Origin of the sequence: Inquilinus ginsengisoli (assembly GCF_050434925.1) — a bacterium.
Taxonomy (GTDB): Bacteria; Pseudomonadota; Alphaproteobacteria; order DSM-16000; family Inquilinaceae; genus Inquilinus; species Inquilinus ginsengisoli_B.
The window spans coordinates 2,894,857-2,921,842 of the sequence record NZ_JBNDJK010000001.1 but is presented as its reverse complement, the minus strand read 5'-3'; the positions used below and the strand labels follow the sequence as shown (position 1 = coordinate 2,921,842).

Here is a 26,986-nt window from a genome sequence, read left to right as displayed (position 1 = left end):
GGCGATGCCCATCAGGCGCTTTGCAATCGGTCGAGAAGATCCTCCAACCCGCCGACATCCGGCAGGCACAGATCGGCGAGCCCGGCCAGGGTCTGCACCGTGCCGGTGCCGCTGAGCACGCCGACGCAGAGGCCGACTCCGGCCGCGCGGCCCATCGCCATGTCGTGGCGGTTGTCGCCGACCATCAGCACGGCGCCGGGCGGTAGGCCGGTGGCGTCGCAGAAGCCGTAGACCATGCCCGGATTCGGCTTGTGGCCGTGGCCGCTGTCATAGCCGGCGATGAAATCGACCAGGTCGAGCAGATCGAACAGCGCCAGGGTGGCGCGGATCGCAGCCTCGCCGTCGCTGGAGGCGATGCCCAGCTTCAGCCCGCGGCCGCGCAGCCGGCGGAACAGCCCGGCCGGGTCGGCGACGGTCGGCTGGATCACCGTGGCGGCCGCCCCCTGGAAGATGCGGTCCATCTCCGGCACCAGCAGGTCGAGATCGTAGGGGCTACCGGCGGCGATCCAGGCGGCGGCGATCTCCGGCGTCGCCCCGGCGGCAAACAGGCTGTCGGCGCGGACGGCGCCGGTGTGCGGGTCGGCGCCGCCGACCTCGAGCAGCCGCAGCGCCAAATCCGGGTCGCCGGCCGCCGCGAACAGCGCGGCCTCGCGGTTCAGCGGCAGCCAGGTCGCGTGATAGTCGATCAGCGTGCCGTCCTTGTCGAACAGGATGCCGCGGATATCGGCCGGGCTCATCGCGCATCTTCCTCGAAATAGCCGCCTTCGAGCGTGATGTGGCTCAGTGTCCGGTCCTCGTGCCGCATGCGCCAGGACAGCAGCTTCTGGGCATAGGCCAGCATCTCGCCGGCATAGGCCGGGTCGCCGCTGCGGTCCTCGAACTCGCCGGGGTCGCCCTCCAGGTCGAAGAACAGCGGCGGCAGAGCGGTGCAGTGCACGTATTTGCGGCGGGCGTCGCGGATCACCTGGACGCCGCACTCATCGGCATGCAGCCGGGCCTCGCCGAGGCGCTCGCGGACATTGCCGAAATCGTAGAACCAATGCGCCGCGTCGCGCCAATCCCGCGGCCGCTCGCCCCGGCAGAAGGGCAGCAGCGAGCGGCCGTCGCAGTGCCGCGGCACGGGCAGGCCGAGCCAGCCGAGGATGGTCGGCATAATGTCGACCGATTCGGTGAAGTCGTCGACCTGGCGGCCGCGGCCGGCATCCGCCTCGGGGCGCGGGTCACGGATGATCAGCGGGATATGGGCCGACTGGTCGAAATAGCCGAGCTTGCCGAACAGATAGTGGTCGCCGAGCTGTTCGCCATGGTCGGAGGTGAAGACGATCAGCGTGTCGTCCCATTGGCCGCTGGCCTTCAGGAAGTCGAAGACCCGGCCGAGATGGTGGTCGACCTCCGACGCCAGGCCGCAGTACGCGGCGCGGACCGCGGCGACGCCGGCGGTGTCGAGCGCCGACGCCGGCCCTTCGGCGTGGTTCAGGAACTTGTCGAGCGGCACTGCCCGGTGCAGCCCGGCCAGCAGCGGATGCTGCGCCCCCTCGGCTGCGGCGGACGGGCCGCGCAGCGGCGCCGGTGTCGCGGCCGGGTCATAGGCCAGGTGCCAGGGCGCCGGGGCGGCAAAGGGCGGGTGCGGGCAGATATAGGTCAGGTGCACGAACCAGGGCTTGCCCTGCAGCACCGCCAGGTGGCGCAGCAGCTGGTCGGTCATGAAGGCGGTCTCGCTGTCCTCTGCCCGGATCCGGGTCGGACCGAAGCCGCCCGGCGCCGCCTCGGCCGCGGGATCGGGATCGTAGAGCGGGTCCCGCCCCTCCCCGGGCGCCGGCACGTCATAGCCCTTGGCGATCAGGTCGGCGATCCAGGCGCGGCTGGATTCGGACAAATTCAACACCGGGGTGAAGCCCGGCGCCACGCCTTCATAACTGTGGCGGGCCGGGTCGTCCGGCGCCCGGCCGCGCGGGTCGAGCGAGGTGTCGGTGTAGCCGAACAGCAACGGCTCCCAGCCGCCGCGCCGCACCTCGAGCGCCAGGTTGCCGTGGCGGGCGTCGAGCGGCGTGCCGTTGCGCACGCTGCGATGGGTGTGGGGGTAGAGGCCGGTCAGCAGCGAGGCGCGCGACGGGCCGCAGGGATAGGCCACGGTATGGTGGCGCCGGAACAGCGTGCCCTCTTCCGCCAGCGCGTCCAGCGCCGGGGTGCGGATACAGGGGTGCCCGACAGCCGACAGGGTGTCGCCCCGCCACTGGTCGGCGGTGATGAACAGGACGTTGGCCAAGCCCGAGGACTCCCGAATGCGCTCCCTGCTGATAGCGCAACGGCAGACGGCGCGACATGGGAATGAAGGCCCGGCGCGGCGGGCGCCTCACGCCGCCATCGCCTGCCCGCATTGGCTGCAGAAATGGGCCGAGGCCTGGTTCGGCGCCCGGCACGCCCCGCAGGCGATGCTCGCGGGCTGCGACCCGCAGGCGCCATGGGCGCAGCAATCGTCGGCCTCCGCCTGATGCCCGGCATGGTCATGACCGTGGTCGTGAGCATGGCCATGATCGTACCCGGGGGCATGGCCTGCCGCAGCCGCCGGCCGCACCGCGGGGAGCAGGCGCAGCAGCCGCAGCGCGTTCAGTGTCACCAGCACGGTCGCGCCGGTGTCGGCCAGGATCGCCATCCACAGCGAGGTGGCGCCGAACAGCGTGGTGGCCAGGAACAGCCCCTTGAGGCCGAGGGCGACGGCGATGTTCTGGTGGATGTTGGCGAGGGTGGCGCGGGACAGGCTGATCAGCTCGGCCACGCCGGTGACGCGGTTGTTCAGCAGCGCCGCGTCCGCCGTCTCCAGCGCCACGTCGGTGCCGCCGCCCATGGCGATGCCGACCGAGGCGGCGGCCAGCGCCGGCGCATCGTTGATGCCGTCGCCGACCATCGCCACCGGCCCTTCGGCCTTCAGCCGGCCGATCGCCGCCAGCTTGTCGTCGGGCAGCAGCTCGGCCTCGACCGCAATGCCGAGCGTGCCGGCCACGGCCTCGGCGGTGCGGCGGTTGTCGCCGGTCAGCATCACCGGCCGCACCCCGGCCCGGCGCAGCGCTGCCACCGCCGCGGCGGCGTCCTCGCGCGGCTCGTCGCGCAGCGCGATCAGCCCGCGCGGCCCGGCTTCGCCGAGCAGCACGACCACGGTCTTGCCCTCGGCCTCCAACGCCGCGACCCGGTCGGCCAGCCCGGCCGGCAGCGGACTGCGCCCGGCGGCGTAGCGCGGCGACCCGACCGCCAGCAGCGCGCCGCCGACCCGGCCCAGCACCGCCTTGCCGGCGATGGCCGAGGCCTCGGCGACGGCCGGCACGGCGATCCTGCGGGCGGCAGCGGCCTCGAGAATGGCGCGGGCGAGCGGGTGGCTGGAGCCGCTCTCGACCGCGGCGGCCTCGGCCAGCACCGAGGCCTCGGTGCCGACGAGCGCCACGATGTCGGTGACCTGCGGCCGGCCGACCGTGAGCGTGCCGGTCTTGTCGAAGGCCACGGATTTGACCTTGACCAGCATCTCCAGCGCCGCGCCGCCCTTCAGCAGCAGGCCGCGGCGGGTGCCGGCGGCGATGCCGGAGGCGATGGCCGCCGGGGTCGACAGCACCAGGGCGCAGGGGCAGGCGATCAGCAGCAGCGACAGGCCGCGATAGGTCCAGACCGTCCAGTCGCCGCCGAACAGCAGCGGCGGCACCGCGATCACCAGGCCGGCGACCACCATCGCCGCCGGGGTGTACCAGGCGCTGAACCGGTCGATGAAGCGGGCGGTCGGCGCCTTGCTGGACTGCGCCGTCTCGACCATGTGGATGATCCGGGCGATGGTGTTGTCCGCTGCCGTCCGCGTCACCCGCAGGCGCAGCACGCCACCGGCATTGATGCTGCCGGCATAGACGGCATCGCCCGCCGCCTTGGCCACCGGCACGGATTCACCGGTGATCGGCGCCTCGTCCAGCTCCGACGCGCCGTCGACGATCTCGCCATCAGCCGGCACCCGGTCGCCGGGGCGGACCAGAACGATGTCGCCGATCGCCAGGTCGTCGACCGCGACGGTGGCCAGGACGCCGTTGGTTTCACGTTGGGCCGTGCGCGGCACCAGTGAGACCAGCGCCTTGATGCCCTGGCGGGCGCGGCCGGCGGCGACGGTCTCCAAGAGCTCGCCGACGGCGAACAGGAACACCACCACCGCCGCCTCCGACGCCGCGCCGATGGCGATGGCGCCGATCGCGGCGACCGCCATCAGCGTCTCGATGCTGAAGGGCGAGCCGGAACGGATCAGGGTCAAGGCGCGGCGGGCCACCGGCACCAGCCCGATCAGCGCCGCGGCCAGATAGGCCCATTCGGCCTCAGCCGGGACGATCAGCGAGGCGATGAAGGCCGCCGCCAGCAGGACACCGGTGAAGCCGACCAGCTGCGCCTTGCGCTCGCGCCACCAGGGCGTCGCGTCGGCCAGTACCGGCGCCTTGGGCGCGTCGTCGATCGCGGTCGGGGTGAAGCCGAGGGCGCGGATCTTGTCCTCCACGGCGCGGCCGTTGGCGGCAGACCCCTGCGCACCGAGAGCCAGCAGGCCGGTGGCGAAGCTGACCTCGACGCCGCTGACGCCCTCGATCCGGCCCAGTGCGGTCTGCAGCTTGCCGACGCAGCTCGGGCAATCCATGCCGTCGACCCGGTAGCGCAGGGTCCGGCCCTGCCCGTCAATCGCCGCTGCCATGCGACGCACTCCCTTGCCGAAACATCCGTCGCAGGGGAAGATGGGAGCTACAGTGACTAGAGCTTCAAGAGGAAAATTCATGTCCGCGCGCGGCGATGCGATGCCGATCGGCGAGCTGGCCCGCCGCACCGGCTGCAAGGTCCAGACCATCCGCTATTACGAGCAGATCGGGCTGATGCCGGAGGCGGCGCGGACCCTGGGCAACCAGCGGATCTACGGCCGGGCGCACAGCGACCGGCTGGCCTTCATCCGCCACAGCCGCGAGCTGGGCTTCCCGCTGGACGCCATCCGCCAGCTGCTGACCCTGGCCGACGACCCGGCCCAGCCCTGCGCCACCGCCGACCGGATCGCGCAGGAGCAGCTGGTGGCGGTGCAGGCCCGCATCGCCCGGCTGGAGGCGCTGAAGGTCGAGCTGGAGCGGATGGTGGAGCAATGCCGCCACGGCACCATCGGCCATTGCCGGGTGATCGAGGTGCTGGCCGACCACAGCCACGGCCACTGCCTGCACCCGGACCACGGGGCGGGCGAGGAGATTGAGACGGCAGCCTGAGGCCTGCGGGATTCGCAGGGCGCTCCGGCGCCCGGCGGGCCCTCGGCCACTTGCGGGACGGCACCGAACGGTCCGTCATGGCGAGCCAACACGCGACACCTCGGGGGAGGACATCATGGACATCACCATCCCGCTGCTCAGCATCCTCGGCGCCATCGTGGTCGGCGCGGCCAGCCCGGGGCCCAGCTTCGTCTTCGTCACCCGCACCGCGATCGCCCTGTCGCGCCGCGACGGGCTGGCGGCGGCGCTGGGCATGGGCGTCGGCGGGGTGGTTTATGGCGGGCTCGGCCTGTTCGGACTGCAGGCGATCCTGGCCCAGGTCGAATGGCTGTACCTGATCCTGAAGGTGCTGGGCGGCCTCTATCTGCTGTGGCTCGCCGTCGCCCTGTGGCGCACCGCGGCGCAGCCGATCGCGGTGCCGAAGACGGCGGAGGGCCGGCCGCGCAGCGTCCGCCGGTCCTTCACCCTGGCCGCCGTCACCCAGCTGAGCAACCCGAAGGCCGCGATCGTCTATGGCAGCATCTTCGCCGCCTTCCTGCCGCCGCAGGTGCCGGCCTGGACCTTCGCCGTGCTGCTGCCGGCAATCTTCGCCATCGAGGCCGGCTGGTACACCATCGTCGCCCTGGTCTTCTCCGCCGACCGGCCGCGCGCCGTCTATCTGCGCTGGAAGCGCTGGTTCGACCGCGCCGCCGGCTCGGTCATGGGCGCGCTGGGCATCCGCCTGATCCTGGGCGCGGGACGGGTATAGGAACGAGGCGACCGAGGACGATCCGCATGTCCTACCCTGACGAAATCGAGCGTGCCTGCATCCGCGCACTGGTCGCCGCGGAATACGAGCGCATCAAGGATCAAGAAACCCGGGAGCAGCTGCGCCGACACCTCGTCGAGCCGCAACGGCACATGCTGCGATGGGACTATGCGACGGAACCCACAACCTACCCTGCTTGGCTCGTCGCGGACTTCATCTCCTATTCAGAACACGGTTTCGGTCCGAAATGCCCATGGGGGCTGGCCTCTGCGGACGGTGGCGGGTTCGGCATGGATTCGGGATGGTTCCCGACGCTGCATGGGGTGTTCCTGGAGTCATGGGCCTGGAAGCCGCGCGAGATCACCTTGGATCCCACGGACTGGCGGGTCCCGACCGACGCCCTCTCCGCCTTGTTCGACGCATTGAAGATCTCGTCGGCTATCAACAGGAGCATAGAGACCCTTGTCGCACTGATCCGCGGCCATGCGGCCGGCGGCATCGAGTTGCCTCTGCAAATCTACGTTCTGGATAAGCCGATCGTGTCCCGTGAGCTGGTCGACTTCCAGTTCCATCTGGCGTGGGGGATCATCGACGGCCTATGCAGGGAAGGCTTCAGCGTCAGGATGATCCCGCGCTGGCAGCCGTCTCCGGATTCCGGATTGGTTCAGGCGCCATCCCGCCCCATCGACTGAAGGCCGGGCACGCTCGGTGCAGATATTGGGTCCGACTGCGGCGACCCCAACCCGCCCGGTCTTCCCCCTCAGAACCGCGTGACGACGCTGATGCCGGTGCCGTCGAAGCGGTCCATCTGCGTCAGCGCCACCGCCGCCTCATCCAGGCGGATGCGGCTGCCGACCAGCTGCTGCGGCGCCAGCGTGCCGGCCGCGATCATGTCCAGCATCGCCTGGTAGCGGAACGCCTGCATGCCGTGGCTGCCGAGGATCTCCAGCTCATAGGCGATCACCCGGTCCATCGGCACCGGCGACCGGGCGTGGTCGTCCAGCATCAGCCCGACCTGGATGTGGCGGCCGCGGCGGCGCAGGCAGCGGATCGAGTTCATGCAGGTGGCCGGGTGGCCGAGCGCGTCGACCGAGACATGGGCGCCGCCGCCGGTGAGGTCGCGGATCTCGTGCACCACATTGGCCGAGCCGCCGGCATTGACCGTGGCCGCGGCGCCGAGCCGGCGGGCGAGGTCGAGCTTCTGCTCGGTCAGGTCGACCGCCACGACATTGGCCCCGAGCGCGCGGGCGATCATGATCGCCGACAGGCCGACGCCGCCGCAGCCATGCACCGCCACCCACTCCCCGCCCCGCACCCGGCCCTGGTCGACAATGGCGCGGAACGAGGTGGCGAAGCGGCAGCCCAGGCTGGCCGCCGTGGCCGAATCGATCTCATCCGGCAGGGCGACGAGATTGGTGTCGGCAAAGTCGAGCGCAACATATTCGGCGAAGGAGCCCCAGGCGGTGAAGCCGGGCTGGAACTGGCGCTCGCAGACCTGCTGGTTGCCGCTGGCGCATTCCGGGCAATGGCCGCAGCCGGCGACGAAGGGCACGGTGACGCGCTGGCCCTCGCGCCAGCGTCGCACCTGCGGCCCGACCGCGACGATCGTGCCGGCCAGCTCATGCCCGGGCACATGCGGCAGCACGATGTCGGCATCGTGCCCCATCCAGCCATGCCAGTCGCTGCGGCACAGCCCGGTCGCCTCGACCTTGACCACCACGCCCTCCGCCGACGGCGACGGGTCCGGCACGGTCTGGATGGTCGGCGCCTGGCGGAACTGTTCGAAGACGACGGCTTTCATCGGGTCGGGCCTGTGGCTGTTGCAGGAGGGGCGGCACGTCCGCCGGAAAAACGGAACCTCTTCTCCATCTGTCATTGCCGGGCTTGACCCGGCAATCCCAGGGGCCACAAGGAACGGTTCTCGAAAGCCCCTGGATCCTCGGGTCAAGCCCGAGGATGACAATACTAGAGACTATTCAACCCCGAAAATCCGGTGCGTGCCTTCGACATCGCGCAGGACGTGGCGGCCGAGGTCGAGCAGCGGACGGCCGCAGGCGTCGCGGAACGGCTCGGACACCAGCACCCGGCGGCGCAGCGTCTTGGTCAGCTCCTCCAGCCGGCTGGCGCGGTTCACCGCCGGGCCGATCACGGTGAAGTCCAGCCGCCGCGCCGCGCCGATATTGCCGTAGGCGATCTCGCCGAGATGCAGGCCGATGCCGAAATCGACCGCGTCCGGCCCGGTCAGCCCGCGCTCGGCATTGGTGGCGTCGACCTTGGCGCAGAAGGCCTCGGCCGCGGCCAAGGCGGCGGCGCAGGCAGTGCCGCGGTCGGTCTCCGCCGTCACCGGGAAGATCGCCAGCACCGCGTCGCCGATGAACTTGAGGATCTCGCCGCCCTCGGCCTCGATCGCCACGCCCATGTCGCCGAACCAGCCGTTCAGCATCGCCACCACGTCGCGGATGGCGTTGGTCTCGCTGCGCCGGGTGAAGGCGCGCATGTCGGCCAGCCAGATCGCCGCCTCGACCCAGTCGACCTCGCCGCGCTCGATCTGGCCCTCGACGATGCGCTGGCTGGTGCGGGCACCGACATAGGTGTCGAGCAGGTCGAGCGCGATGCGCTTCCACACCTGGCGCTCGGCATAGGGGCTGAACAGGCGCGCCGCGGTGTCGAGCGCCTTCAGGTCGTCGTCGTCGAAACCGCCCGGCTGCCGGGTGGCGAAGGACAGGAACCGGGTGCGGCTGGTGTCGAGGAAGGGCAGCGGCGTGATCAGGTAATCGGTCGAGCCTTGTTCCTGCAGCTCCTGCAGCAACGGCATGTCGCTGACATCGGCGTCGAGGCGCCGGCGATACGCCCGCTCGGTGTCGTCGACGATCTTGGTCGGGCTGGTCAGATAGCCCGTGCTCTGCAGGATGCCCTGCCGGGCACGCTCCCCGAACTCGATGGTCTCGTCGCTCCAGACCAGCATGGTGCCGCTGATCTCGGGATGCAGCACCTCGAGCCCGATATGGATCCGCCAGGTGGGGACGATGGTCTGCGCCACCCGCTCGCAGAAGCCCGGGAACAGGCCCTTGAGCGGCACCGGCCGCCGCGTCGCCTCGACCAGCCAGAGGCCGAGCGCCTGCAGCCCAGCACGATGCCTGTCGGCGATCGGTCGGCAGTCCCAGTCCGGCGGCAATCCGTCTTGCATGGCGGGAGAAGAACCCTTCGGCGAGGCGCGGTCAATGCGGCGCTTGGCGCGGACAGCATCGCATCGCGGGGCGACCGTGGCCACCGTCGCGGCCATGCCGCCCGTGCGCGAGCTGTCCGTCTGCCCTGCGGCACGGTCATGTCATCGCCGCGGCTTACGGCCTATCTTTGCAGGGCACATCGCACCGCCCAGCAGGAGAGGACCATCATGGCTGCGCAACGGACCGGCTCCGACCTTCTCGTCGAGGCCCTGGTCAATGAGGGCGTGGACCGCGTCTTCGGCGTGCCCGGCGAGGAGAATCTCGACATCGTCGAATCGCTCCGCCGCTCCGGCATCGCGCTGATCGTCACCCGGCACGAGCAGTCGGCCGCCTTCATGGCCGCGACCTATGGCCGGCTGACCGGCAAGGCCGGCGTCTGCCTGACCACGCTCGGGCCCGGCGCGCTCAACCTGACCACCGGGGCGGCCTATGCCCTGCTGGGCGCCATGCCGATGGTGATGATCACCGGGCAGAAGCCGATCCTGAAAAGCCGCCAGGCGCAGTTCCAGATCGTCGACATCGTCGCCACCATGCGGCCGCTGACCAAGTTCTCGCGCCAGATCGTCAGCACCGGCGCGATCCCGACCCTGGTGCGCAACGCCTTCCGCATCGCCCAGGAGGAGCGGCCGGGCCCGGTGCATCTGGAGCTGCCGGAGGACATCGCCGCCGCCCCGGCGCCCGAGGGGCTGGGCCCGGTGCCGCTGCACCCGCTGGAGCTGCCGGTGGGGAATGACGGGGCGATCGCGACCGCCGCCGGGATGCTGCGCGCGGCCGAGCGCCCGCTGGTGATGATCGGCGCCGCCGGCAACCGCCGCCACCTGGTGCCGGCGCTGTCCGACTTCGTGCGCCGGATGGGCATCCCGTTCTTCAACACCCAGATGGGCAAGGGCGCGGTCGACGGCAATTCCGGTCTCTATATCGGCACCGCCGCCCTATCCGAGGGCGACTACCTGCACGATGCGGTGATCAAGGCCGACCTGATCCTGGCGATCGGCCACGACGTGGTCGAGAAGCCGCCCTTCATCATGGAGCAGGCGGGGCAGAAGGTGATCCATGTCGGCTACCAGCCGGCCGACATCGCCGAGGTGTATTTCCCGGACCATGAGGTGGTGGGCGACATCGGGCTTTCGCTGGCCCGCATCGCCGAGGCCTTCGGCGGGCCGCACCCGACCGCGGCCGAGGCCTTCGCCGGGCTGCGCCGGACGATCCTGGAGAAGGTGGCGGCGGACGGGACCAGCGACCGGTTCCCGCTGCTGCCGCAGCGCATCGTCCACGACGTGCGCGCGGTGATGCCCGAGGACGGCGTCGTCGCCCTCGACAACGGCATGTACAAGATCTGGTTCGCCCGCAGCTACCGCACCCACATCGCCAACACCATCCTCTTGGACAACGCGCTGGCGACCATGGGCGCCGGCCTGCCCTCGGCCATGGCGGCGGCGATGCTGCATCCGGACCGGCGGGTGATGGCGGTGTGCGGCGACGGCGGCTTCATGATGAATTCGCAGGAGCTGGAGACGGCGATCCGGCTGAAGCTGAACCTGGTCGTGGTGATCCTGGTCGACAACGCCTACGGCATGATCCGCTGGAAGCAGGAGGCGCAGGGCTTCGCCGATTGGGGCCTGACCTTCGGCAACCCGGATTTCGTCACCTATGCCCAGGCTTATGGAGCGACCGGCTGGAAGGTCGACTCCGCGGCGGACTTCGCGCCGACCTTGGAGCAGGCCTTCGCCCGGGGCGGCGTGCACCTGGTCAGCGTGCCGATCGACTACACCGAGAACAGCCGAGTGTTCATCGAGGAGCTGCGCAGCCACGCCTCGGCGGTCGAGGCCGACTGATCCTCTTTCCTCCCGTCATCGCGAGCCCCGCAGGGGCGTGGCGATTCAGAGATCGAGCCGCTGGATCGCCGCGTCGCTTCGCTCCTCGCGATGACGGGAACGGATTGCCTCATGAATGGCGTGAGGCCCAGATCTCCTCGAACTCGTCGCGAGTGATGCGCTCGGGGATGAACTGGGGATCCGCCCCGATCTCTTCCAACGGCGGCACGGGAACTTGACCCAGCCCGGTCCCGTGGTGCTCGGCCGCGTGGTCCGCATAGCCTTTCGAGCCATCCGGAAAGATCTCGACCTAGCGGGTTTCCCAGCGAACCTCATCAAGCTCGCTGATGAGCAGCACGGGATCATTTGGAAAGCTGTGAAGCCATCGGACGCGGATGTAGTCCAAGCGGTCCTCCTTCGGAGCCACCGCAGGATCATATCGCATTTCTGTCGCGCTGAAGCTCAGCCCAGGATCGACCGGTACAGCGCGAGATAGCGGTCGGCCATGCGGTTGACGGTGAAGCGCGCCGCCACCGCCGCCCGGCAGGCGGCGCGGTCGATCTCGCCGATCCGGCCGATCGCGGCCACCGCCTCGTCGATGCCGTCGACCAGAAAGCCGGTGACGCCGTGGTCGATCAGCTCGGGCATCGAGCCGCGCCTGCTGGCGATGACCGGCGTGCCGCAGGCCAGGGCCTCGACCACCGACAGCCCGAAGGGTTCGTCGAAATTGACCAGGTGCAGCAGGGCCCGCGCGGCGCCCAGCGCGCCCGTGCGGTCCGCCCCGCCGAGCGGGCCGCGATAGACCACGGACCGGCCGTCGAGCGCGGGTGCGACCTGGGCGTCGTGATAGCCCTGATCCTGGACGATGCCGGCCATCACCAGCCGTCTCCCCGTCCGGTGGGCTGCCGCGATCGCTTCCGCCGCGCCCTTGTCCGGATGGATGCGGCCGAAGAACAGCAGGTCGTCGCTGCCCTGCGGATCGAACGGAAAGTCCTGCAGCCGGATGCCATGGTGGATGGTGGCGGCGTAGCGCAGCCCGGGGCTGCGGTCGGCATCGCTGATGGCGACATAATGGACCCGGTCCTGATACGCCTGGAAGGCCGGCAGGATGCGGTCGGAGGAGAAGCCGTGGATCGTCGTCACCACCGGCGTCGCCACCAGCCGCGAGAAGGCGAGCGGCACGAAATCGGCCTGGTTGTGGATCAGGTCGAATTCGCCCGCCCGCTCGAAAACATGGGCGACGTGCAGCATCTCCCACACCTTGGCGTCGATAGCAGGGTCTTCGGAATAGGGCGCCGGACAGATGCCGGCCAGCGTGCCGGCCGTCAGGCTGTCCCGGGTGGCGAACAGGGTGACGTCGATGCCGCGCGCCACCAGCGCCTCGGTCAGCAGGCTGGTCACCAGCTCCCACGGGCCGTAGTGGCGCGGCGGCGTGCGCCAGGAGATCGGCGCCAGCATGGCGATGCGCAAGATGTGCCCTTTCCTGCCGCTGGTCATCACGGCAGCGACCCAAGGCTACGCGCCGGTGCCGGCCGCGTCGCCCCATTTCAGCGCCGGGCGGTCTGCGGTGAGATCGGCGATGAGCCGAAATCCGGAGCCGGGGTGTTGTCCCCTTAGGACCGCCCCAGCGACCCAGGAGGGACCGGCATGTACATCGCCCGCTTCTCGTACGACGTCCAACCCGTCAACCGCCAGAGCGCGATCGACTTCATCCACCGCGAGGTCGAGGCCGCCCGGGCCAACCGGCTGAAGGCCCGGCTGCTGGTGCCGCTGACCCGCGGCCAGGGCGGGGCGGCGCTACAGTTCGAGGTGGAGCTGACCAGCCTGGACCAGTTCGACCGGTTCCGCGAACGGGGGATCGGCGACGACGAGGAGACGAACCGCTGGATGCACGCCTTCAGCGAGATCCTGGCCTCGCCGCCCACGGTCGAACTGCTGCGCGTGGAGGACAGCCGGTAGTCACGGAGGCGAACTATTGGTGTTTCCGGCTCCGGGGCAAGGCATCGCCTTTCGCTGGAGGATTGCCGACGCCGGCGCGCTTGAGGATCTCGAGCGCCTTCGGAATGTCCGCACGCGCCGCGCGCTCGGCGAGAATCCGCAAGCTCCAGGCTTCCTCGAACTCCTCGCGCGTGATTTCTTCGGGGATGAACTCGGGGTCGGCGGCAATGTCCGCGATCGACGGGACCGGCACCAGCCCCAAGCGGGTGCCTCCGTGCTCCACTTGGCTGTCCGCGTACCCTATGGAGCCATCCGGAAAGATCTCGATCTTTCGGGTTTCCCATCGGGCTGCATCGAGCTCGCTGATGAGCAGGACAGGGTCGTCCCGGCGGCTGTGAAGCCATCGAACCCGAATGTATTCCAAGCGGATCTCCCTCGGATCTACCGCAGGATCATACCGCTTTTTCGGACACGTAGGTTGGGTTCGCGACCGCGAACCCAACACCGGTTCGGGTGGCGGCATGCTGGGTTCGCCGAGGCGAACCCAGCCTACGAATCTCTCTCCAATGCATCGCCCCATCTCAGCCGGCGCGCCGTCTTCAGCAGCGACCCGTCGCGCTTGGTCACGGTGCGCTCGACCACCCCGTCCGGCGCGCACAGCCGCAGGTCGATGCGCGAGCCGGCGCCGCGGGGCGGGGCGATGACGCGGCCTGCGATCGGTGTGGCCGGGCGGCGCGAGACCGCGACATAGGCGAATTTCTCGTCCTCCCACGGCACCTCGCCGCCCTTGGCCTGGCGGTGCAGGCGCGAGCGGGCCACGCGCCGGGCGAAATGGCACCAGTCGGGCTCGACCAGCGGGCAGGCGCGGTCGTGCGGGCACGGCGCCACAACATGGCCGCCGGCCGCGATCAGCCGGTCCCGAGCGTCGAGGATGCGGCGATACCCGGCCGGGGTGCCGGGCTCGACGATCAGCAGCAGGTCGCCGGTGGCCGCCCACAGCCCTTCGACCAGGGCGCCGCGCCGGTCGGGCGCCAGCTCGTCCAGCACATAGGACAGGATGACGAGGTCGTGCGCCGGCAGCTGGGGCAATGAACGGGCCAGGTCGGCGGCGCGCCAGTCCGCCGGCGGCAGGACGTCCCCGGCCAGTCGGGCACCCCAGTCGCGGAAGGCGGCGCTGCCCTCCAGCAGGGTGGCGGCGGCGAGCTCCGGCCAGGTTTCTGCCGCGGCCCAGAGCGCGGTGCCCGGCCCGGCGCCGGCATCGAGCAGGCGCGTGGGGGCGAAGTCCGGGCGACGTTCCGCCACCGCCTCCAGGCAGCTGCTGATCGCGGCGTAGGTGGCCGGCAGCCTGGTGGCGAGATAGGCCTGGACCGCCCGGTCGTCACCGACATGGAAGCGGCCGTCGCGCAGCTCGGCCCGGTAGCGCTGCGACAGCCGCGCGGCGGCGGCCGACAGCTCGGCCAGGACGACGCCCTCCAGCGCCCGGTCAACCGCGACGCGCAGGGCGGCCGGCAACTCCATGGCTACACGGCGAGCGCCTGCCGCACGGCGTCGGCCAGGTCGCCCTGCGGATGGGTGGACTGCTCGCCGGACGCCAGGGTCTTCAGCACCGCCGTGCCGGCGGCGATCTCGGTCTCGCCGGCGATCACGGCCAGGCGAAAACCCTTCTTGTCGGCGTATTTCAGCTGGTCGCCGACCTTCTTGCCCTCGGTGAACAGCTCGGTGGCGATGCCGGCGGCGCGCAGCGCCGTGGCCAGGCCGAGATAATAGGGCAGCTGCGCCCGGTCCATCACCGTCACCAGCACCGCCGCGGGGGTCGCGGCGCCGGGCTTCAGCAGTCCGGCGTCGAACAGGCGGGACAAGAGGCGGGTGACGCCGATCGAGATGCCGACGCCCGGCAGCTTCGCCTTGGTGTAGTTGCTGGCCAGGTCCTCGTAGCGGCCGCCGGAGCAGATGCTGCCGACCTCGGGGTTCGCCACCAGCTGGGTCTCGTAGACCGTGCCGGTGTAGTAGTCGAGGCCGCGGACGATGGCGAGGTCGATGCGCCAGCGATGCGCCGGCACCTGGAAGGCGGCGAGGCCGTCGGCCACCTGGCCGAGCTCGTCCAGCCCCTCGCGGTAGAGGTCGCCGCCCTCGATCGCGCGCAGGTCGGCGATCGTCACCGGCCGGGTGACGAGGTCGACGATCCGCGCCGCCGTGCCCGAGTCGACGCCGGCATGGGCGGCGAGGTCGGCCAAGGTGCGCTCGCGGCTGACCTTCTCGATCGCGTCGATCACCTTCAGCGCCGCGCCCACGCCCTCCGCCGTCAGCCCCTGGTCGAGCAGATAGCCCTGCAGCAGCTTGCGGTTGTTGATGCGGATGACGAATTCGCCGATGCCGATGCGGGCGAAGATGGCGTTGATGACGCAGGGGATCTCTGCGTCGTTGAGCAAGCCCAGGCTGCCGTTGCCGATGACGTCGATATCGGCCTGGTAGAACTCCCGGAACCGGCCGGCCTGGGGCCGCTCGCCGCGCCACACCTTCTGGATCTGGTAGCGCCGGAACGGGAAGGTCAGCCGGGCCGCGTTCTGCGCCACGTAGCGCGCCGTCGGAACGGTCAGGTCGAAATGCAGCGCCATGTCGGTCGAAGCGTCCTCCCCCTCCCCCGCCGCCAGGCGGGACAGGGCGTAGATCTCCTTCTCGACGATGCCCTTGGCGGTCAGGATCTCGCGCCGCTCCACCGCCGCCGTCTCGATCGGGGTGAAGCCGTAGCGCTCAAACTCGTCGCGGATGATGCGCAGGACGCGGTCCTCGACCAGCTTCTCCTCCGGCAGCCATTCCGGGAAGCCGCTGATCGGCTGGGGCTTGATGATTCGGGTCTCGGACATGGCGGTCATCTTCCTAGGGAGTGTGGCGGTTTAGCCGATCGCGCCGCCGCCGTCACCCGCGGGGAATCGGAACCGGACCTGCACCCCGGACGTTTCGCACGCGACCGAGACGACACGGAGAACCCCGGATGCGTTCCACCATTGCCCTGGCCTGCCTGGCGGCGACTGCCGGCTGGGCGGGCACCGCTTTTGCCGCCAATATCGAGGCCGGCACCTATGTCGCCGGCGGCGGCGCGCCGATCCGGCTTCTGGTCCAGCCGACGCAGGACGGCAACGTCGCCTTCCTGCTGCACCGATCGAGCCGCGGCGGCATCTGCCTGATGTCCGGCATGGCGAAGCCGGTGGGCGACACCATCACCTGGACCAGCAACAGCGGCGCCGCCCTGGCGATCCGCTTCGACGGCCGCGGTGCGTCGGTCGAAACGGCGAACGCGCTGCCGCCGAACTGCGACGGCGCGCCCCGCATCGCCGGACCTTATGTCTATGACAGCCCGACGGTCGAATTCGACCGGGCCGAGATCGGTGCGGTGCAGTCCGCCCTGAACGGAGCGGGCTATCGGCTGGGCCAGGTCGACGGCATCCTGGGCCAGCGCAGCCAGGCGGCCGTGCGGGATTATCAGCAGAGGAACAGCCTGCCGCCGGCGCCGGATGACGGGCTGACGGTGGAGACCGTGGCCCATCTCGCCAGCGGCGGCCGGACCGCCGCCGCCACGCCGGGCGCGCCGACCCCGATCGCGCCGTCCACGGCGCCGACCCAGGGCGCCGCCCCGCCCGTGGCCCCTGCCGACACCGCCGCCCCCACCCAGACCGACACCGCCGCGGCGACGCCGCCGAGCGCCCCCACCCCGGGCAGCCCGCCGCCGCCGCTGCGCTGGCTGAGCCCGGTCCCCGACCGGCTGATCCCGATGCTCGAGGCCCGCTATGCGCCGATGGTGGCGCCGGCGGTGATCAACTGGCGCGACGCGCCGTTCCAGGTGGCCGAGATGGAGCTGGACGAGAAGCCCGGCCAGCTGACCCCGGACGTGATCGTGTTCTGGAACGACGCCAAGCACTGCGACTCGAGCGGCTGCCCCTGGGAGATCCTGGCCGAGGGCTCGCAGTCGCTGACCCCGGTCGCCGACGGCAAGGCCCACGACCTGGCCCTGGCGCCGAGCTACAGCGCCGGCAAGCGCGACCTGCTGGTCGATGGCGGCCGCCTGTTCCGCTGGACCGGCAAGGGCTGGGCGCCGGAGTACTACAAGCCGGAGAAGGTGCGCTGAGTCCGCATTTCTCTCAACGGATGGGTGGGAGCCACCCCCTCACCCGAAATCGCTTCGCGATTTCGACCTCTCCCCGAGGAGAGGTATAGGGCTCGGCCGTTCCCCTCTCCTCGGGGAGAGGGAGGGACCCCGGCCCGCTTGGGCCGGGAGGGTGAGGGGGAGCCGGCCGCGCCGCTGAGCGGACGTTACTCTCGCTCCGGACTTCCGTTCAGGCGCCATTCCAGCTGGTCCAGCCGGTCGGCGCCCCAGAAGCCTTCGCCGTCGAGCAGGAAGAAGGGCGAGCCGAACACGCCCTTCGCCGCCGCCGCCTCGGTCTCGGCCCGCAGCCGGTCCTTGACCTCCTGGCGCTGGATCGCCGCTGCGGTCTCCGCCGTGTCAAGGCCGAGCCCGGCGGCGATGCGGACCACCGCCTCGGGCGCCGCGATATCCTCGCCGCGGCCCCAATGGGCGTCGTAGAGGGCGACGGCGAGGTCATGCGCCAGGGCCGGCCGGTCATCGGCCAGCCACCACACCGCGCGCGACGGCACCAGCGCCGCGATCGGCCATTGCGCCGGCAGGGTGAAGGGCACGCCGAGGAAGGCGGCGAAGCGCGCCACGTCCTGCTCCAGATACGGCCCCCGGACCGGCAGTTCGCGGATCGGCTTCGTGCCGATCTGCTTCATGATCGGGCCCAGCAGCACCGGCTTCCATCGCACCTCGCGGTCGTAGCGCGCGGCCAGCGCGTCGATCCGCTTGGCGCCGAGATAGCCATAGGGGCTTGCGAAGTCGAAATAGAACTCGATCGGCGACGGCATCCGGCTCTCCTCCCGTTGGGCGGCAGCCTCGCCCAGCCGGGCCGCGCTGTCGATATCCTACGCCGCCATCCCCATCAGCGACCGGTGGGCGCACACCCCCGCCATCACGCCCGAGGCCGAGGCCAGGGTGGCGTTGTGCATCGGGGTCGCCGCGTCGCCGGCGGCGAACACCCCCGGCACCGTGGTCTGCTTGAAGTCGTCGACGCGCAGGCGGGGCCCGAGCGGGCCGTCGTCGAGGGCGCAGCCGAGCTGCTCCGCCAGCGGGCTGGCCAGGCGCATCCGCGCCGCGGTGAACAGGGCGGCCACCGGCACCACCCGGCCGTCGGCCAGCCGCACGGCCTCGAGCGCCGGCGCGGTACCCAGCAGTTCGACCACCGGGCTGCGCTCGATCGACACGCCGCGGCCGGCCAGATAGGCGGCCTGCGCGGGATCGGGCTCGAACTCGCCCTGGGTGAAATAGGTGGTCGGCCCCCAATCCGGCAGCATCCCGGCCTGGTGGGTCGAGAGCGCGTGGTTGGCCAGGACGCCGAGGGGCCGGCCGGCGACCTCGTAGCCATGGCAGTAGGGGCAGTGCAGCACGGTGGCGCCCCAGCGCTCCTGCAGCCCCGGAATCGGCGGCAGCTCGTCGGCCATGCCGATGGCCAGGATCAGGCAGGTCGCCGCCGCCTCGCCGCCATCGGCCAGGGCCACCGCGAAGCCGCTGTCGGTGCGGCGGGCCGACACCGCCTCGCCCTCGACGAACGCCACCGTCGGATAGGCGAGCAGCTGACGCAGGCCCTCCTGCTGGATCTCCCGCGGCGGCTTGCCGTCCTGGCCGAGGAAGCCGTGCGCCGCGGCGGCGAAGCGGTTGCGCGGCCGGCCGGCATCGATCACCAGCACCCGACGGCGGGCGCGGGCCAACTGCATCGCCGCGGACAGGCCGGCGAAGCTGCCGCCGACCACGATGACGTCATGAACCATGATGGAACTCTCCGTGAGGATGGCCGCTTCCGGCATTCAGCCGGCGGGCGTCGGCCGCGAGGTCGGCCAGGGTCAGGGTGGCGAGGCGGCGGTCGAGCGCGCGTTCGGCCTCCTGCATCGCCTCGTCCAGCGCGGCGGTCACCGCCCGCAGGATCAGGCAGGTCGGCTGGGGGACGTCGAAGGCGGTGAGCGAGACCACCCGCTCGCCGAGGGCGTGCTGGATCTCGGCCAGGGTGATCGCCTCCGGCGGCCGCGCCAGGCGCCAACCGCCGCCATGGCCCTTGGCCGAGGCGACGATGCCGGCTTGGCGCAGCCCGGCGAAGCCGCGCCGGATCACCACGGGGTTGGTGCCGACGAAGGCCGCCATCTCGGCCGAGGTCAGGGCCGCGTCGGGCCGCGCGGCCATGTGCACCAGCACATGGAGGGCGGCGGAAAGGCGTTCGCTGCGTTTCATGTAACTTGAAAAGTTACATGATTCGATCGACGAGTCCAGCGCGATGGCGACGGGATGCCGGGGCCGGCCGTGTATTAGGATGGGACATTGACGATGCGAGTCCGGCCATGGCGATGACACCGCCCCGAGGGGACCACAGCGCGCGCGGCGACCTGGCCACGCTGGGCCGGGTCATGCCCTATCTGTGGCGCGGCGAGAGCTGGGGCGTGCGGCTGCGCATCCTGGCCTGCGTCGCCCTGGTGTTCCTGTCCTCCTTCGCCGTGGCGCTGGTGCCGCTGCTGTTCTCGTTGGCGATCGACGCCTATGCCGGCAAGGCCAACACCTGGGCGGTCGGGGCGATGGGTGTGATCACCGCCTATGCCGTCGCCTCCTGGGTCGGGCGCATCCTGGGCGAGCTGCAATACGCTGCCTACGGCCCGATCGAGCACCGGCTGGTGCGCCGGCTGAGCCGCACCTTCTTCACCCATCTGCACGGGCTGTCGCTGCGCTTCCATCTGGGCCGCCGCACCGGCGCGGTCAGCGAGGACCTCGGCCGCGGCCTGGCCGGCATCCGCGAGCTGATCTACGACGTTGCCTTCCGCATCCTGCCGCTGCTGATCGAGATCGCCGCCACCTGCGTCATCCTGCTGGCGCATCTGCCGCCCTTCTACGCCCTGGTCACGGCCGCCACCCTGGCCGCCTTCGCCTGGGCCATGACGCTGGGCGCCGACAACCTGCGGACCACGATCCGCACGATGAACCGGGAGAGCAGCAGCGCCCATGCCGTCGCCATCGACAGCCTGATCAACTACGAGACGGTGAAGTATTTCGGCGCCGAGGGCGCGATCGGCCGCCGCTACGACGAGCGGCTGGAGGAGGTCGAGCGGCTGGCCGCGCGGGGGCTGGCCCTGCGCAGCCTGAACGGCATCGCCCAGATGACGGTGCTGAGCGTCGGCCTCGCCATCCTGCTGATCCTGGGCGGCCAGGCGGTGCAGGCCGGCACCATGTCGGTCGGCGACCTGGTGCTGCTGAACACCTATTTCGTACGCCTGGCCCGGCCGCTGGAGCAGTTGAGCCGGCTGTACCGGGTGATCCGCAACTCGCTGGGGTCGGTCGAGCAGATGTTCGCGCTGCTGGACGAGGCGCCGGAGGTGACGGATGCGGCGGGCGCGGTGCCGCTGCCGCCCGGAAACGGCGCCCTCGTCTTCGAGCACGTCTCCTTCGCCTATGACCCGCGCCGGCCGATCCTGCGCGACGTGTCGTTCACCCTGCCGGCCGGACGGACGGTTGCCGTGGTGGGGGCCTCGGGCGCCGGCAAGTCGACCATCGCCCGGCTGCTGTTCCGCTTCTACGACCCGTCCGAGGGCCGGATCCTGATGGACGGGCAGGATCTGCGCGACATCACCCAGGCCTCGCTGCGCGCCGCCATCGCCGTGGTGCCGCAGGACACGGTGCTGCTGAACGAGACTCTGTTCGACAACCTGGTCTTCGGCCGGCCCGAGGCGACGCAGGGGGAGGTCGAGGCGGCGGCACGGATCGCCCAGCTGGACCGCTTCGTCGCCGGGCTGCCGGACGGCTGGGACACGCGGGTCGGCGAGCGCGGGCTGAAGCTGTCGGGCGGCGAGAAGCAGCGCGTCGCCATAGCCCGCGCCGTGCTGAAGCAGCCGCGGCTGTTCATCTTCGACGAGGCGACGTCATCGCTCGACAGCGCCACCGAGCAGGCGATCCAGGAGCGGCTGGCCGAGGCCTCGCGCGGCACTTCGACCCTGATCATCGCCCACCGGCTGTCGACCGTGGTCCATGCCGACGAGATCCTGGTTCTGGACCGCGGCCGGATCGCCGAGCGCGGCAGCCACGTGGTGTTGCTGGCCCGGGATGGGCTCTATGCCGCCTTATGGCAGCGCCAGCACCGGGTCGCGGAGCCGGCCGCCGAATAGTGCGCAGGAGTTCCCATCTATCCTCCCCCTCCCGCAAGGGGAGGGGGAGGATAAAAAGGGACGGCGCGAGAAAGGGACGTTCAATCCACCTTCAAACCCGCCGCCTCGGCGGCATCGAGGGCGATCGCGGTCCAGTCGAGGTCGCCGCGGCCGCGGGCGATCGAGCCGATGAAGCGCTCGCGCAGCACCGCGGCGAAGGGCAGCGGCACCCCCACCTTCTCCCCGGCCGCCATCGCCAGGCCGACATCCTTGAGGCCGAGCGGCATGCGGAAGCCCGGCGGCGAGAACTTCCGGTCGACGATGAAGCCGCCGTAGCTCTTGTAGATCGGCGCGGCGAAGATCGAGCTGGAATACAGCTCATGCGCCTGGCGGACGGAGACGCCATGCTTCTCCAGCAGGGTGAAGGTCTCGGCCATCGCCTCGATCGCCGCCGCGATCATGAAGTTGCCGCCGATCTTGACAACGTTCGCAGCCTCCGGCGCCTCGCCGAAGTCGTGCACCGCCTGGCCCAGCGTCTCCAGCACCGGCCGGACCTTGTCCTTGGCCGCGGCCGGGCCGGAGACGGCGATCCAGAGCTGGCCCGAGCCGGCCGCCGGCGGCCGGCCGAACACCGGCGCCCCGACATAGGCCGAGCCGGCCTCGGCATGCGCCGCGGCGAGGTCGGCGGCGATCACCGGGCTGACCGTGCTCATCGACACATGCACGCCGCCTTGCGGCAGGCCGGACAGGATGCCGCTGTCGCCCGTGGTCACGCCCTTCAGCGCCAAATCATCGGCCACCATGGACAGGACGATGCCGCCCGCCGCGGCCTCGGCCGGCGTCGCCGCCCGGACCGCGCCCTTGGCCAGCAGCGGCTCCTCCGCCGCCGGGCTGCGGTTCCACACCGCGACCGGCCAGCCCTGGTCGAGCAGGCGCGCCGCCATCGCCGCACCCATGCTGCCGAGGCCGACCACGCCGACCTGCGTCTTCTCCGTCATCGTCCTGTCCTCTCGTTCCGGCTATGCCGCCCGTTCGATCGCCACCGCCGTGGCCTCGCCGCCGCCGATGCAGAGCGCCGCGACGCCGCGCTTGAGGCCGTGGGTCTGCAATGCATTCAACAGCGTGACGATGATCCGCGCTCCCGACGCGCCGACGGGATGGCCCAGGGCGCAGGCGCCGCCATGGACATTGACCTTGTCATGCGGCAGGTCGAGGTCGCGCATCGCCGCCATGGTGACCACGGCGAAGGCCTCGTTGATCTCGAACAGGTCGACATCCCTGGCCGACCAGCCGGTGCGCTGGAACAGCGTCTCCATCGCCCCGATCGGCGCGGTGGTGAACCAGGCCGGCGCCCGAGCGTGGCTGGCATGGCCCTTGATCTCGGCCAGGATCGGCAGGCCGCGCTTCTGCGCCTCCGACCGGCGCAGCAGCACCAGCGCCGCGCCGCCGTCGGAGATCGAGCTGGAATTCGCCGCCGTCACCGTGCCGTCCGGCCGGAAGGCGGGCTTCAGCGTCGGGATCTTGTCGGGCTTCGCGTTGCGCGGCTGCTCGTCGGTCGAGATGCTGATGTCGCCGCCGCGGCCCTTGACCGTCACCGCCGCGATCTCGCGGGCGAAGGTGCCGTCCTCAGACGCCTTGCGCGCCCGCTCCAGGCTGGTCAGAGCGAAGTGGTCCTGCTGCTCGCGGGTGAACTGGTAGTGCTGCGCCGTGTCCTCGGCGTAGGTGCCCATCAGCCGGCCGGGCTCATAGGCATCCTCCAGCCCGTCGAGGAACATGTGGTCCAGCACCCGGCCGTGGCCCATGCGGTAGCCGCCGCGGGCGCGGTCCAGCAGGTAGGGCGCGTTGGTCATGCTCTCCAGCCCGCCGGCGACGCCGATGCCGATCGACCCGGCGGCGATCGTGTCATGGATCTGCATCACCGCCTTCATGCCGGAGCCGCACATCTTGTTGACCGTGGTGCAGGGCACCGCGTCGGGCAGGCCGGCGCCGCGGGCGGCCTGGCGCGCCGGGGCCTGGCCCAGGCCGGCCGGCAGCACGCAGCCCATGACCACTTCCTCCACCGCATCGGCGGCGAGGCCGGCGCGTTCCAGCGCCGCACGGATGGCGACGGCGCCGAGCTGCGGCGCCTTCACATCCTTCAGCTCGCCTTGGAAGCCGCCCATCGGGGTGCGGGCCGCGCCCGCGATGACGACGGGATCATTCGCGCTCATGACATCCTCCAGTTCGTGGGGGGCGGTGTCTCGTTGGGTCGATGCTAGCACGATGGAACCGCCGCTGGGCGAGGACGGATCGACCCGGTAGAGTGCGCGCCGTCGTCACCCCGAGCATAGTGCAGCTTCCATGACCGATCCCCTGCTCGGCGGCCTGTCCGCCACCGATTTCCTGGCCCGCCACTGGCAGAAGGCACCGCTCTTGATCCGCCAGGCGATCCCGGGCTGGACCAGCCCGGTCACGCCGGACGAGCTGGCCGGGCTGGCCTGCGAGGACGGGGCGGAGAGCCGGCTGGTCACCCGCCGCCGCGGCAAATGGGCGGTGCGGCACGGGCCGTTCGACGAGGCCGATTTCGGCAAGCTGCCGGCGAAGGACTGGACCCTGCTGGTACAGGGCGTCGATCTGTGGGAGCCGGAGGTGGCGGCGCTGCGCGACCGCTTCCGCTTCGTGCCCGACTGGCGGCTGGACGACGTCATGGTCAGCTACGCCCCGGCCGGCGGCGGCGTCGGCGCCCATGTCGACCAGTACGACGTGTTCCTGCTGCAGGGGCTGGGTCGCCGGCGCTGGCAGATCGGCGGCGCGGCCGAGATCCGGCCCGCCTGGGTGCCCGACCAGCCGCTGAAGCTGCTGGCCGATTTCACCCCGGCCGAGGAATGGGTGCTGGAGCCGGGCGACATGCTGTATTTGCCGCCGGGCTGGGCCCATGACGGCGTCGCCGAGGATGACTGCCTGACCTTCTCGATCGGCTTCCGCGCCCCGAGCGTGGCCGAGCTGGCCGGCCGCTTCGCCGCCGCCGTGGCCGATGCCGAGGACGAGGAGCGGCGCTATTCCGACCCCGACCTGGCGCCGCCCGCCAACCCGGGAGAGATCCCGGAGGCTGCGCTCGAGCGGGTGCGCGCCTATCTCGCCGAAAAGCTGGACGACCGCCGCTTCCTGGCCGGCTGGCTGGGCAGCCTGCTGACCGAGCCGAAGGAGGAGCGCGAGGCGCCGCCGCCGCGCAAACGCCGCCCGGCCGGCGCGTTGCGCCGGGCGATCGGCAGCCGCCTGGCCTTCGCCCGCGACGGCAGGGCCGTCACCCTGTTCGCCGATGGCGAGGCCTATCCGGCCCCGGCCGGCGCCGCCGCCGAGGCGGCGCTGCGCCTGTGCGGTGACGGCCGGCTGTCGGCGGAGGAGGCGAAGGCGGCCTGGGCCGATCCGGCGGCGGCGGCGCTGCTGGATGCGCTGCTGGGCCAGGGCACGATCGAAGCGGCCGGCAAGTCGCGCTGACGGGGATCGCAACTTCGAGAGCGCAGCGAAGCGGAAGCACTTCTATCGGCCGGGCCGGTCAGGTAAGGATTCCCGACCAACAACAAACCCGAACAGGTCGATCATGCAGATTGCAAGCCGTCGTGCGCTCCTGGCCCTGCTTCCCGTCCTGGCGATCGCCGCCTGCGCCCCCAAGGCCGGCGGCGCCTATGACATCTTCTTCAAGGATGAGAGCGCGACGCTGACGCCGGATGCGCGGGCGCTGATCGCCAAGGCGGCATCGGAGGCGAAGAGCTGGGGTGCCAAGTCGATCAACGTCGACGGCTTCGCCGGCAAGGCCGGCCCGCGCGACACCCATGAGGCGCTGTCGGTCAAGCGGGCCGAGGCCGTTGCCGCGGAGCTGGTGGCGGACGGCATCTCCCCGGACCTGATCCACCGTGTCGAGGGCCATGGCGATGCCGGGGCCTTGCCGGGGGTCACCGTCGGCGACCGCCGCGTCGAGATCCGGATCGTCTACTGAGATGAAGCCCCTTCCTGTCATGCCCGATCGGGCATGACAGGAAGGGGGACGGAACCGGTCAGCCGCGCTGGCTGCGCAGCGTGTCGCGGATCTCCTCCAGCAGCACCTCGCTGCGCGGCGGCGCGGCGGGGGCCGCGGCTGCCTCGGGCTTCTTCATGAAGCGGTTGACCTGCTTCACCAGCAGGAACACGGCGAAGGCGATGATCAGGAAGTTGATGATCGCATTGATGAAGACGCCGTAGTTGATCGTCGCGGCGCCGGCCTCCTTGGCCGCGGCAAGGCTGTCGTAATGGGTCCCCGACAAGTTGATGTAGTAATTCGAGAAGTCGACACCGCCCAGCAGCACGCCGATCGGCGGCATGATGATGTCGTTGACCAGGGAACTCACGATCGTGGTGAAGGCCACGCCCATGATGATACCGACCGCCAAGTCGATCACATTGCCGCGGGCAATGAAGGCCTTGAACTCCTGTAACATCCGCTGCCCCCAAATCTCTGTTGGTGGCCGATGCCGGCCGCGGCATAAATGTATATAACTGTTTTGCTCGAGATCATAGAAAAACCTGCAAACATGCTGACAAAGCAGGGAAATGGCCGAATTTTCGGCTTCAAGAAATTCCTGCGAATCACCTTGACTTTCGGCGCTGCAGGATCAAATTGCGGCCCCTCGCTTACTCCACAATACCGGGCGGCCGACCGGCCGTCGGAACCGCCCGGGCCGGGAAGGGAAACGACCGATGCGCCTGTTCTTTTTCGGCACGCTGCAGGATCCCGACCTGTTCGCGCTGGTGATCGGCCGGCCGATGGCGGCCCTGGCGACGCAGCCGGCGACCCTGCTGGGCCGGCAGAGCCGCAAGGTGAAGGGCGAGAGCTATCCGATCCTGGTGCCGCATCCGGACGGGCGGGTCGACGGACTGCTGGTCGAGGGCTTCATCGGCGACGAGATCGACCGGATGCAGTTCTTCGAGAGCGACGACTACGCGCTGCAGCCGGTAGACGTGGCGCTGGCCGACGGCAGCCGCGCCGAGGCGCAGATCTACGCCTCGACCGGCGCGCTCGAGGATGCCGGCGAGCCCTGGCATCTGGAGGCCTGGCAGGCCACCGAGAAGCCGCGCACCCTGATGCATCACGAGGCCTACATGTCGCTGTACGGCAAGATGAGCAGCGCCGAGGCCGCGCAACGCTGGCCCGAGGTCAAGGCCCAGGCCGACCGGCGCTATGCCGAAGCCCGCGCCGAGCGGCATTTCGCCGAGCGACGCCGGCCGCGGTAAGGTCAGGCCGCGCCCTTCCCCTCCGCCGCTTCGAGCCGCTGCAGCAGCAGCTCGACCGCACGGGTCAGGCGAACCACCTCCTGTTCGCGCAGCAGGTCGATCTTCTGGTGCAACTGCTCGATCTCCAGCTCGGCCTTGATGTTGATCTTGTAGTCGACCTCGGCGTGCTGGCGATCGATCTCGGCCTGCCGGTTCTGGCTCATCATCAGGATCGGCGCGGAGTAGGCGGCCTGGAACGACAGCGCCAGGTTCAGCAGGATGAACGGGTATGGGTCCCAGGCCTGGATCCAGCCGAGCACGTTCAGCAGGATCCAGAGAAACAGCAGCACGCTTTGCGCGATGATGAAGCGCCAGGAGCCGACGGTCGCCGCCACGCCGTCGGCCAGGCGCTGTCCGAAGCTGAGGCCACCATGATGCTTGGCCCGGTGGCCGCGCCGCTGCTCCCGCAGCTCGCGCAGCAGCTTCTCATCCTCCGGCGTCAGGCTGGGGGCACGGCTCATGAACTCTCTCCTGGCGGTGGGCCGCGGCGAACCG

Annotated in this window: 26 protein-coding genes and 1 pseudogene; 10 read left to right on the top strand and 17 right to left on the bottom strand. The window is 70.7% G+C overall.

Annotated elements, in window-relative coordinates; all coding sequences use genetic code 11:
* Positions 1–11 precede the first annotated feature (11 nt).
* From QFZ27_RS13815 to QFZ27_RS13805, 3 genes are all read right to left on the bottom strand, one after another.
* A complete protein-coding gene (locus tag QFZ27_RS13815; protein WP_429226972.1) occupies positions 12–737 on the bottom strand; it encodes an HAD family hydrolase in 726 nt (241 codons plus the stop codon).
* Positions 734–2,266, bottom strand: a complete 1,533-nt coding sequence (locus tag QFZ27_RS13810) for an alkaline phosphatase family protein (RefSeq protein WP_429226971.1) — start codon at positions 2,264–2,266, stop codon at positions 734–736. Before QFZ27_RS13810 ends, QFZ27_RS13815 begins: the two co-directional genes overlap by 4 nt.
* 87 nt (positions 2,267–2,353) lie before the next feature.
* Entirely contained in the window at positions 2,354–4,702 is a 2,349-nt protein-coding gene (locus QFZ27_RS13805; protein WP_429226970.1) for a heavy metal translocating P-type ATPase, read from the bottom strand.
* Between the two features lie 79 nt (positions 4,703–4,781).
* On the opposite strand from QFZ27_RS13805, the gene QFZ27_RS13800 reads away from it, so the two are divergent.
* From QFZ27_RS13800 to QFZ27_RS13790, 3 genes are all read left to right on the top strand, one after another.
* Entirely contained in the window at positions 4,782–5,252 is a 471-nt protein-coding gene (locus QFZ27_RS13800) for a MerR family transcriptional regulator (RefSeq protein ID WP_143956845.1), read from the top strand.
* A 115-nt stretch (positions 5,253–5,367) separates the two neighbouring features.
* Positions 5,368–6,000 carry a LysE family translocator gene (locus QFZ27_RS13795; protein ID WP_429226969.1) on the top strand — a complete coding sequence of 211 codons (633 nt, stop codon included), beginning with the start codon at positions 5,368–5,370 and terminating at the stop codon, positions 5,998–6,000.
* Between the two features lie 26 nt (positions 6,001–6,026).
* Positions 6,027–6,692 carry a hypothetical protein gene (locus tag QFZ27_RS13790; protein WP_429226968.1) on the top strand — a complete coding sequence of 222 codons (666 nt, stop codon included), beginning with the start codon at positions 6,027–6,029 and terminating at the stop codon, positions 6,690–6,692.
* Between the two features lie 68 nt (positions 6,693–6,760).
* Here the strand turns inward: QFZ27_RS13790 and QFZ27_RS13785 are convergent, their stop codons facing one another.
* Positions 6,761–7,801 (bottom strand): zinc-dependent alcohol dehydrogenase family protein, encoded by a 1,041-nt coding sequence (locus QFZ27_RS13785; RefSeq protein WP_429226967.1) that lies wholly within the window; start codon positions 7,799–7,801, stop codon positions 6,761–6,763.
* A 171-nt stretch (positions 7,802–7,972) separates the two neighbouring features.
* Positions 7,973–9,187, bottom strand: a complete 1,215-nt coding sequence (locus QFZ27_RS13780; RefSeq protein WP_429226966.1) for an adenylate/guanylate cyclase domain-containing protein — start codon at positions 9,185–9,187, stop codon at positions 7,973–7,975.
* A gap of 207 nt (positions 9,188–9,394) precedes the next feature.
* Here QFZ27_RS13780 and QFZ27_RS13775 point away from each other — a divergent pair, with 207 nt between their 5' ends.
* Positions 9,395–11,062 carry an acetolactate synthase large subunit gene (locus QFZ27_RS13775; RefSeq protein WP_429226965.1) on the top strand — a complete coding sequence of 556 codons (1,668 nt, stop codon included), beginning with the start codon at positions 9,395–9,397 and terminating at the stop codon, positions 11,060–11,062.
* 109 nt (positions 11,063–11,171) lie between these two features.
* On the opposite strand, the pseudogene QFZ27_RS13770 reads toward QFZ27_RS13775, so the two are convergent.
* Positions 11,172–11,486 (bottom strand): annotated as a pseudogene (locus QFZ27_RS13770) (DUF6881 domain-containing protein).
* Positions 11,487–11,503: 17 nt separating this feature from the next.
* A complete protein-coding gene (locus tag QFZ27_RS13765; protein WP_429226964.1) occupies positions 11,504–12,511 on the bottom strand; it encodes a glycosyltransferase family 4 protein in 1,008 nt (335 codons plus the stop codon).
* 177 nt (positions 12,512–12,688) lie between these two features.
* Here QFZ27_RS13765 and QFZ27_RS13760 point away from each other — a divergent pair, with 177 nt between their 5' ends.
* Positions 12,689–13,000, top strand: coding sequence for an NUDIX hydrolase (locus tag QFZ27_RS13760; protein WP_429226963.1), 312 nt, complete (start codon positions 12,689–12,691; stop codon positions 12,998–13,000).
* A 13-nt stretch (positions 13,001–13,013) separates the two neighbouring features.
* Here QFZ27_RS13760 and QFZ27_RS13755 read toward each other — a convergent pair whose 3' ends face one another.
* The 3 genes from QFZ27_RS13755 to hisS all read right to left on the bottom strand — a co-directional run bounded on the left by QFZ27_RS13755 (position 13,014) and on the right by hisS (position 15,843).
* Complete coding sequence (locus tag QFZ27_RS13755) at positions 13,014–13,403, bottom strand: DUF6881 domain-containing protein (RefSeq protein ID WP_429226962.1); 390 nt, start codon at positions 13,401–13,403, stop codon at positions 13,014–13,016.
* Positions 13,404–13,528: 125 nt separating this feature from the next.
* Positions 13,529–14,497, bottom strand: coding sequence for a small ribosomal subunit Rsm22 family protein (locus QFZ27_RS13750; protein ID WP_429226961.1), 969 nt, complete (start codon positions 14,495–14,497; stop codon positions 13,529–13,531).
* A 2-nt stretch (positions 14,498–14,499) separates the two neighbouring features.
* Positions 14,500–15,843, bottom strand: coding sequence for a histidine--tRNA ligase (gene hisS / locus QFZ27_RS13745; protein ID WP_429226960.1), 1,344 nt, complete (start codon positions 15,841–15,843; stop codon positions 14,500–14,502).
* A 128-nt stretch (positions 15,844–15,971) separates the two neighbouring features.
* Between hisS and QFZ27_RS13740 the strand changes: the two genes are divergently transcribed.
* Positions 15,972–17,102: a peptidoglycan-binding domain-containing protein gene (locus QFZ27_RS13740; RefSeq protein ID WP_429226959.1), complete on the top strand. Its 1,131-nt coding sequence runs from the start codon at positions 15,972–15,974 to the stop codon at positions 17,100–17,102.
* A gap of 185 nt (positions 17,103–17,287) precedes the next feature.
* On the opposite strand, the gene QFZ27_RS13735 is transcribed toward QFZ27_RS13740, so the two are convergent.
* Genes QFZ27_RS13735 through QFZ27_RS13725 form a run of 3 tightly spaced genes read right to left on the bottom strand, consistent with a single transcriptional unit; the run spans position 17,288 to position 19,310 of the window.
* Entirely contained in the window at positions 17,288–17,896 is a 609-nt protein-coding gene (locus QFZ27_RS13735; RefSeq protein ID WP_429226958.1) for a 2-hydroxychromene-2-carboxylate isomerase, read from the bottom strand.
* Between the two features lie 57 nt (positions 17,897–17,953).
* Positions 17,954–18,856: an NAD(P)/FAD-dependent oxidoreductase gene (locus QFZ27_RS13730; RefSeq protein ID WP_429226957.1), complete on the bottom strand. Its 903-nt coding sequence runs from the start codon at positions 18,854–18,856 to the stop codon at positions 17,954–17,956.
* Entirely contained in the window at positions 18,846–19,310 is a 465-nt protein-coding gene (locus QFZ27_RS13725; RefSeq protein ID WP_429226956.1) for an Rrf2 family transcriptional regulator, read from the bottom strand. Before QFZ27_RS13725 ends, QFZ27_RS13730 begins: the two co-directional genes overlap by 11 nt.
* Positions 19,311–19,417: 107 nt before the next feature.
* Here QFZ27_RS13725 and QFZ27_RS13720 point away from each other — a divergent pair, with 107 nt between their 5' ends.
* Positions 19,418–21,226: an ABCB family ABC transporter ATP-binding protein/permease gene (locus QFZ27_RS13720; RefSeq protein ID WP_429226955.1), complete on the top strand. Its 1,809-nt coding sequence runs from the start codon at positions 19,418–19,420 to the stop codon at positions 21,224–21,226.
* A gap of 80 nt (positions 21,227–21,306) precedes the next feature.
* On the opposite strand, the gene QFZ27_RS13715 is transcribed toward QFZ27_RS13720, so the two are convergent.
* Positions 21,307–22,203, bottom strand: a complete 897-nt coding sequence (locus QFZ27_RS13715; protein ID WP_429226954.1) for an NAD(P)-dependent oxidoreductase — start codon at positions 22,201–22,203, stop codon at positions 21,307–21,309.
* A gap of 21 nt (positions 22,204–22,224) precedes the next feature.
* A complete protein-coding gene (locus QFZ27_RS13710; protein ID WP_429226953.1) occupies positions 22,225–23,415 on the bottom strand; it encodes an acetyl-CoA C-acyltransferase in 1,191 nt (396 codons plus the stop codon).
* Between the two features lie 130 nt (positions 23,416–23,545).
* On the opposite strand from QFZ27_RS13710, the gene QFZ27_RS13705 reads away from it, so the two are divergent.
* Both QFZ27_RS13705 and QFZ27_RS13700 read left to right on the top strand, forming a co-directional pair.
* On the top strand, positions 23,546–24,682 hold the full coding sequence (locus QFZ27_RS13705) for a cupin domain-containing protein (protein WP_429226952.1): 1,137 nt from the start codon (positions 23,546–23,548) through the stop codon (positions 24,680–24,682).
* Positions 24,683–24,785: 103 nt separating this feature from the next.
* Entirely contained in the window at positions 24,786–25,181 is a 396-nt protein-coding gene (locus QFZ27_RS13700; protein WP_429226951.1) for an OmpA family protein, read from the top strand.
* A 58-nt stretch (positions 25,182–25,239) separates the two neighbouring features.
* On the opposite strand, the gene mscL is transcribed toward QFZ27_RS13700, so the two are convergent.
* The gene (mscL, locus tag QFZ27_RS13695) at positions 25,240–25,659 is read right to left on the bottom strand and encodes a large conductance mechanosensitive channel protein MscL (protein WP_429226950.1); all 420 of its coding nucleotides are present in this window, start codon (positions 25,657–25,659) and stop codon (positions 25,240–25,242) included.
* A gap of 259 nt (positions 25,660–25,918) precedes the next feature.
* Here mscL and QFZ27_RS13690 point away from each other — a divergent pair, with 259 nt between their 5' ends.
* Entirely contained in the window at positions 25,919–26,452 is a 534-nt protein-coding gene (locus QFZ27_RS13690) for a gamma-glutamylcyclotransferase family protein (protein WP_429226949.1), read from the top strand.
* A 2-nt stretch (positions 26,453–26,454) separates the two neighbouring features.
* On the opposite strand, the gene QFZ27_RS13685 is transcribed toward QFZ27_RS13690, so the two are convergent.
* Complete coding sequence (locus QFZ27_RS13685; RefSeq protein ID WP_429226948.1) at positions 26,455–26,952, bottom strand: DUF1003 domain-containing protein; 498 nt, start codon at positions 26,950–26,952, stop codon at positions 26,455–26,457.
* Between the last annotated feature and the right edge of the window lie 34 nt (positions 26,953–26,986).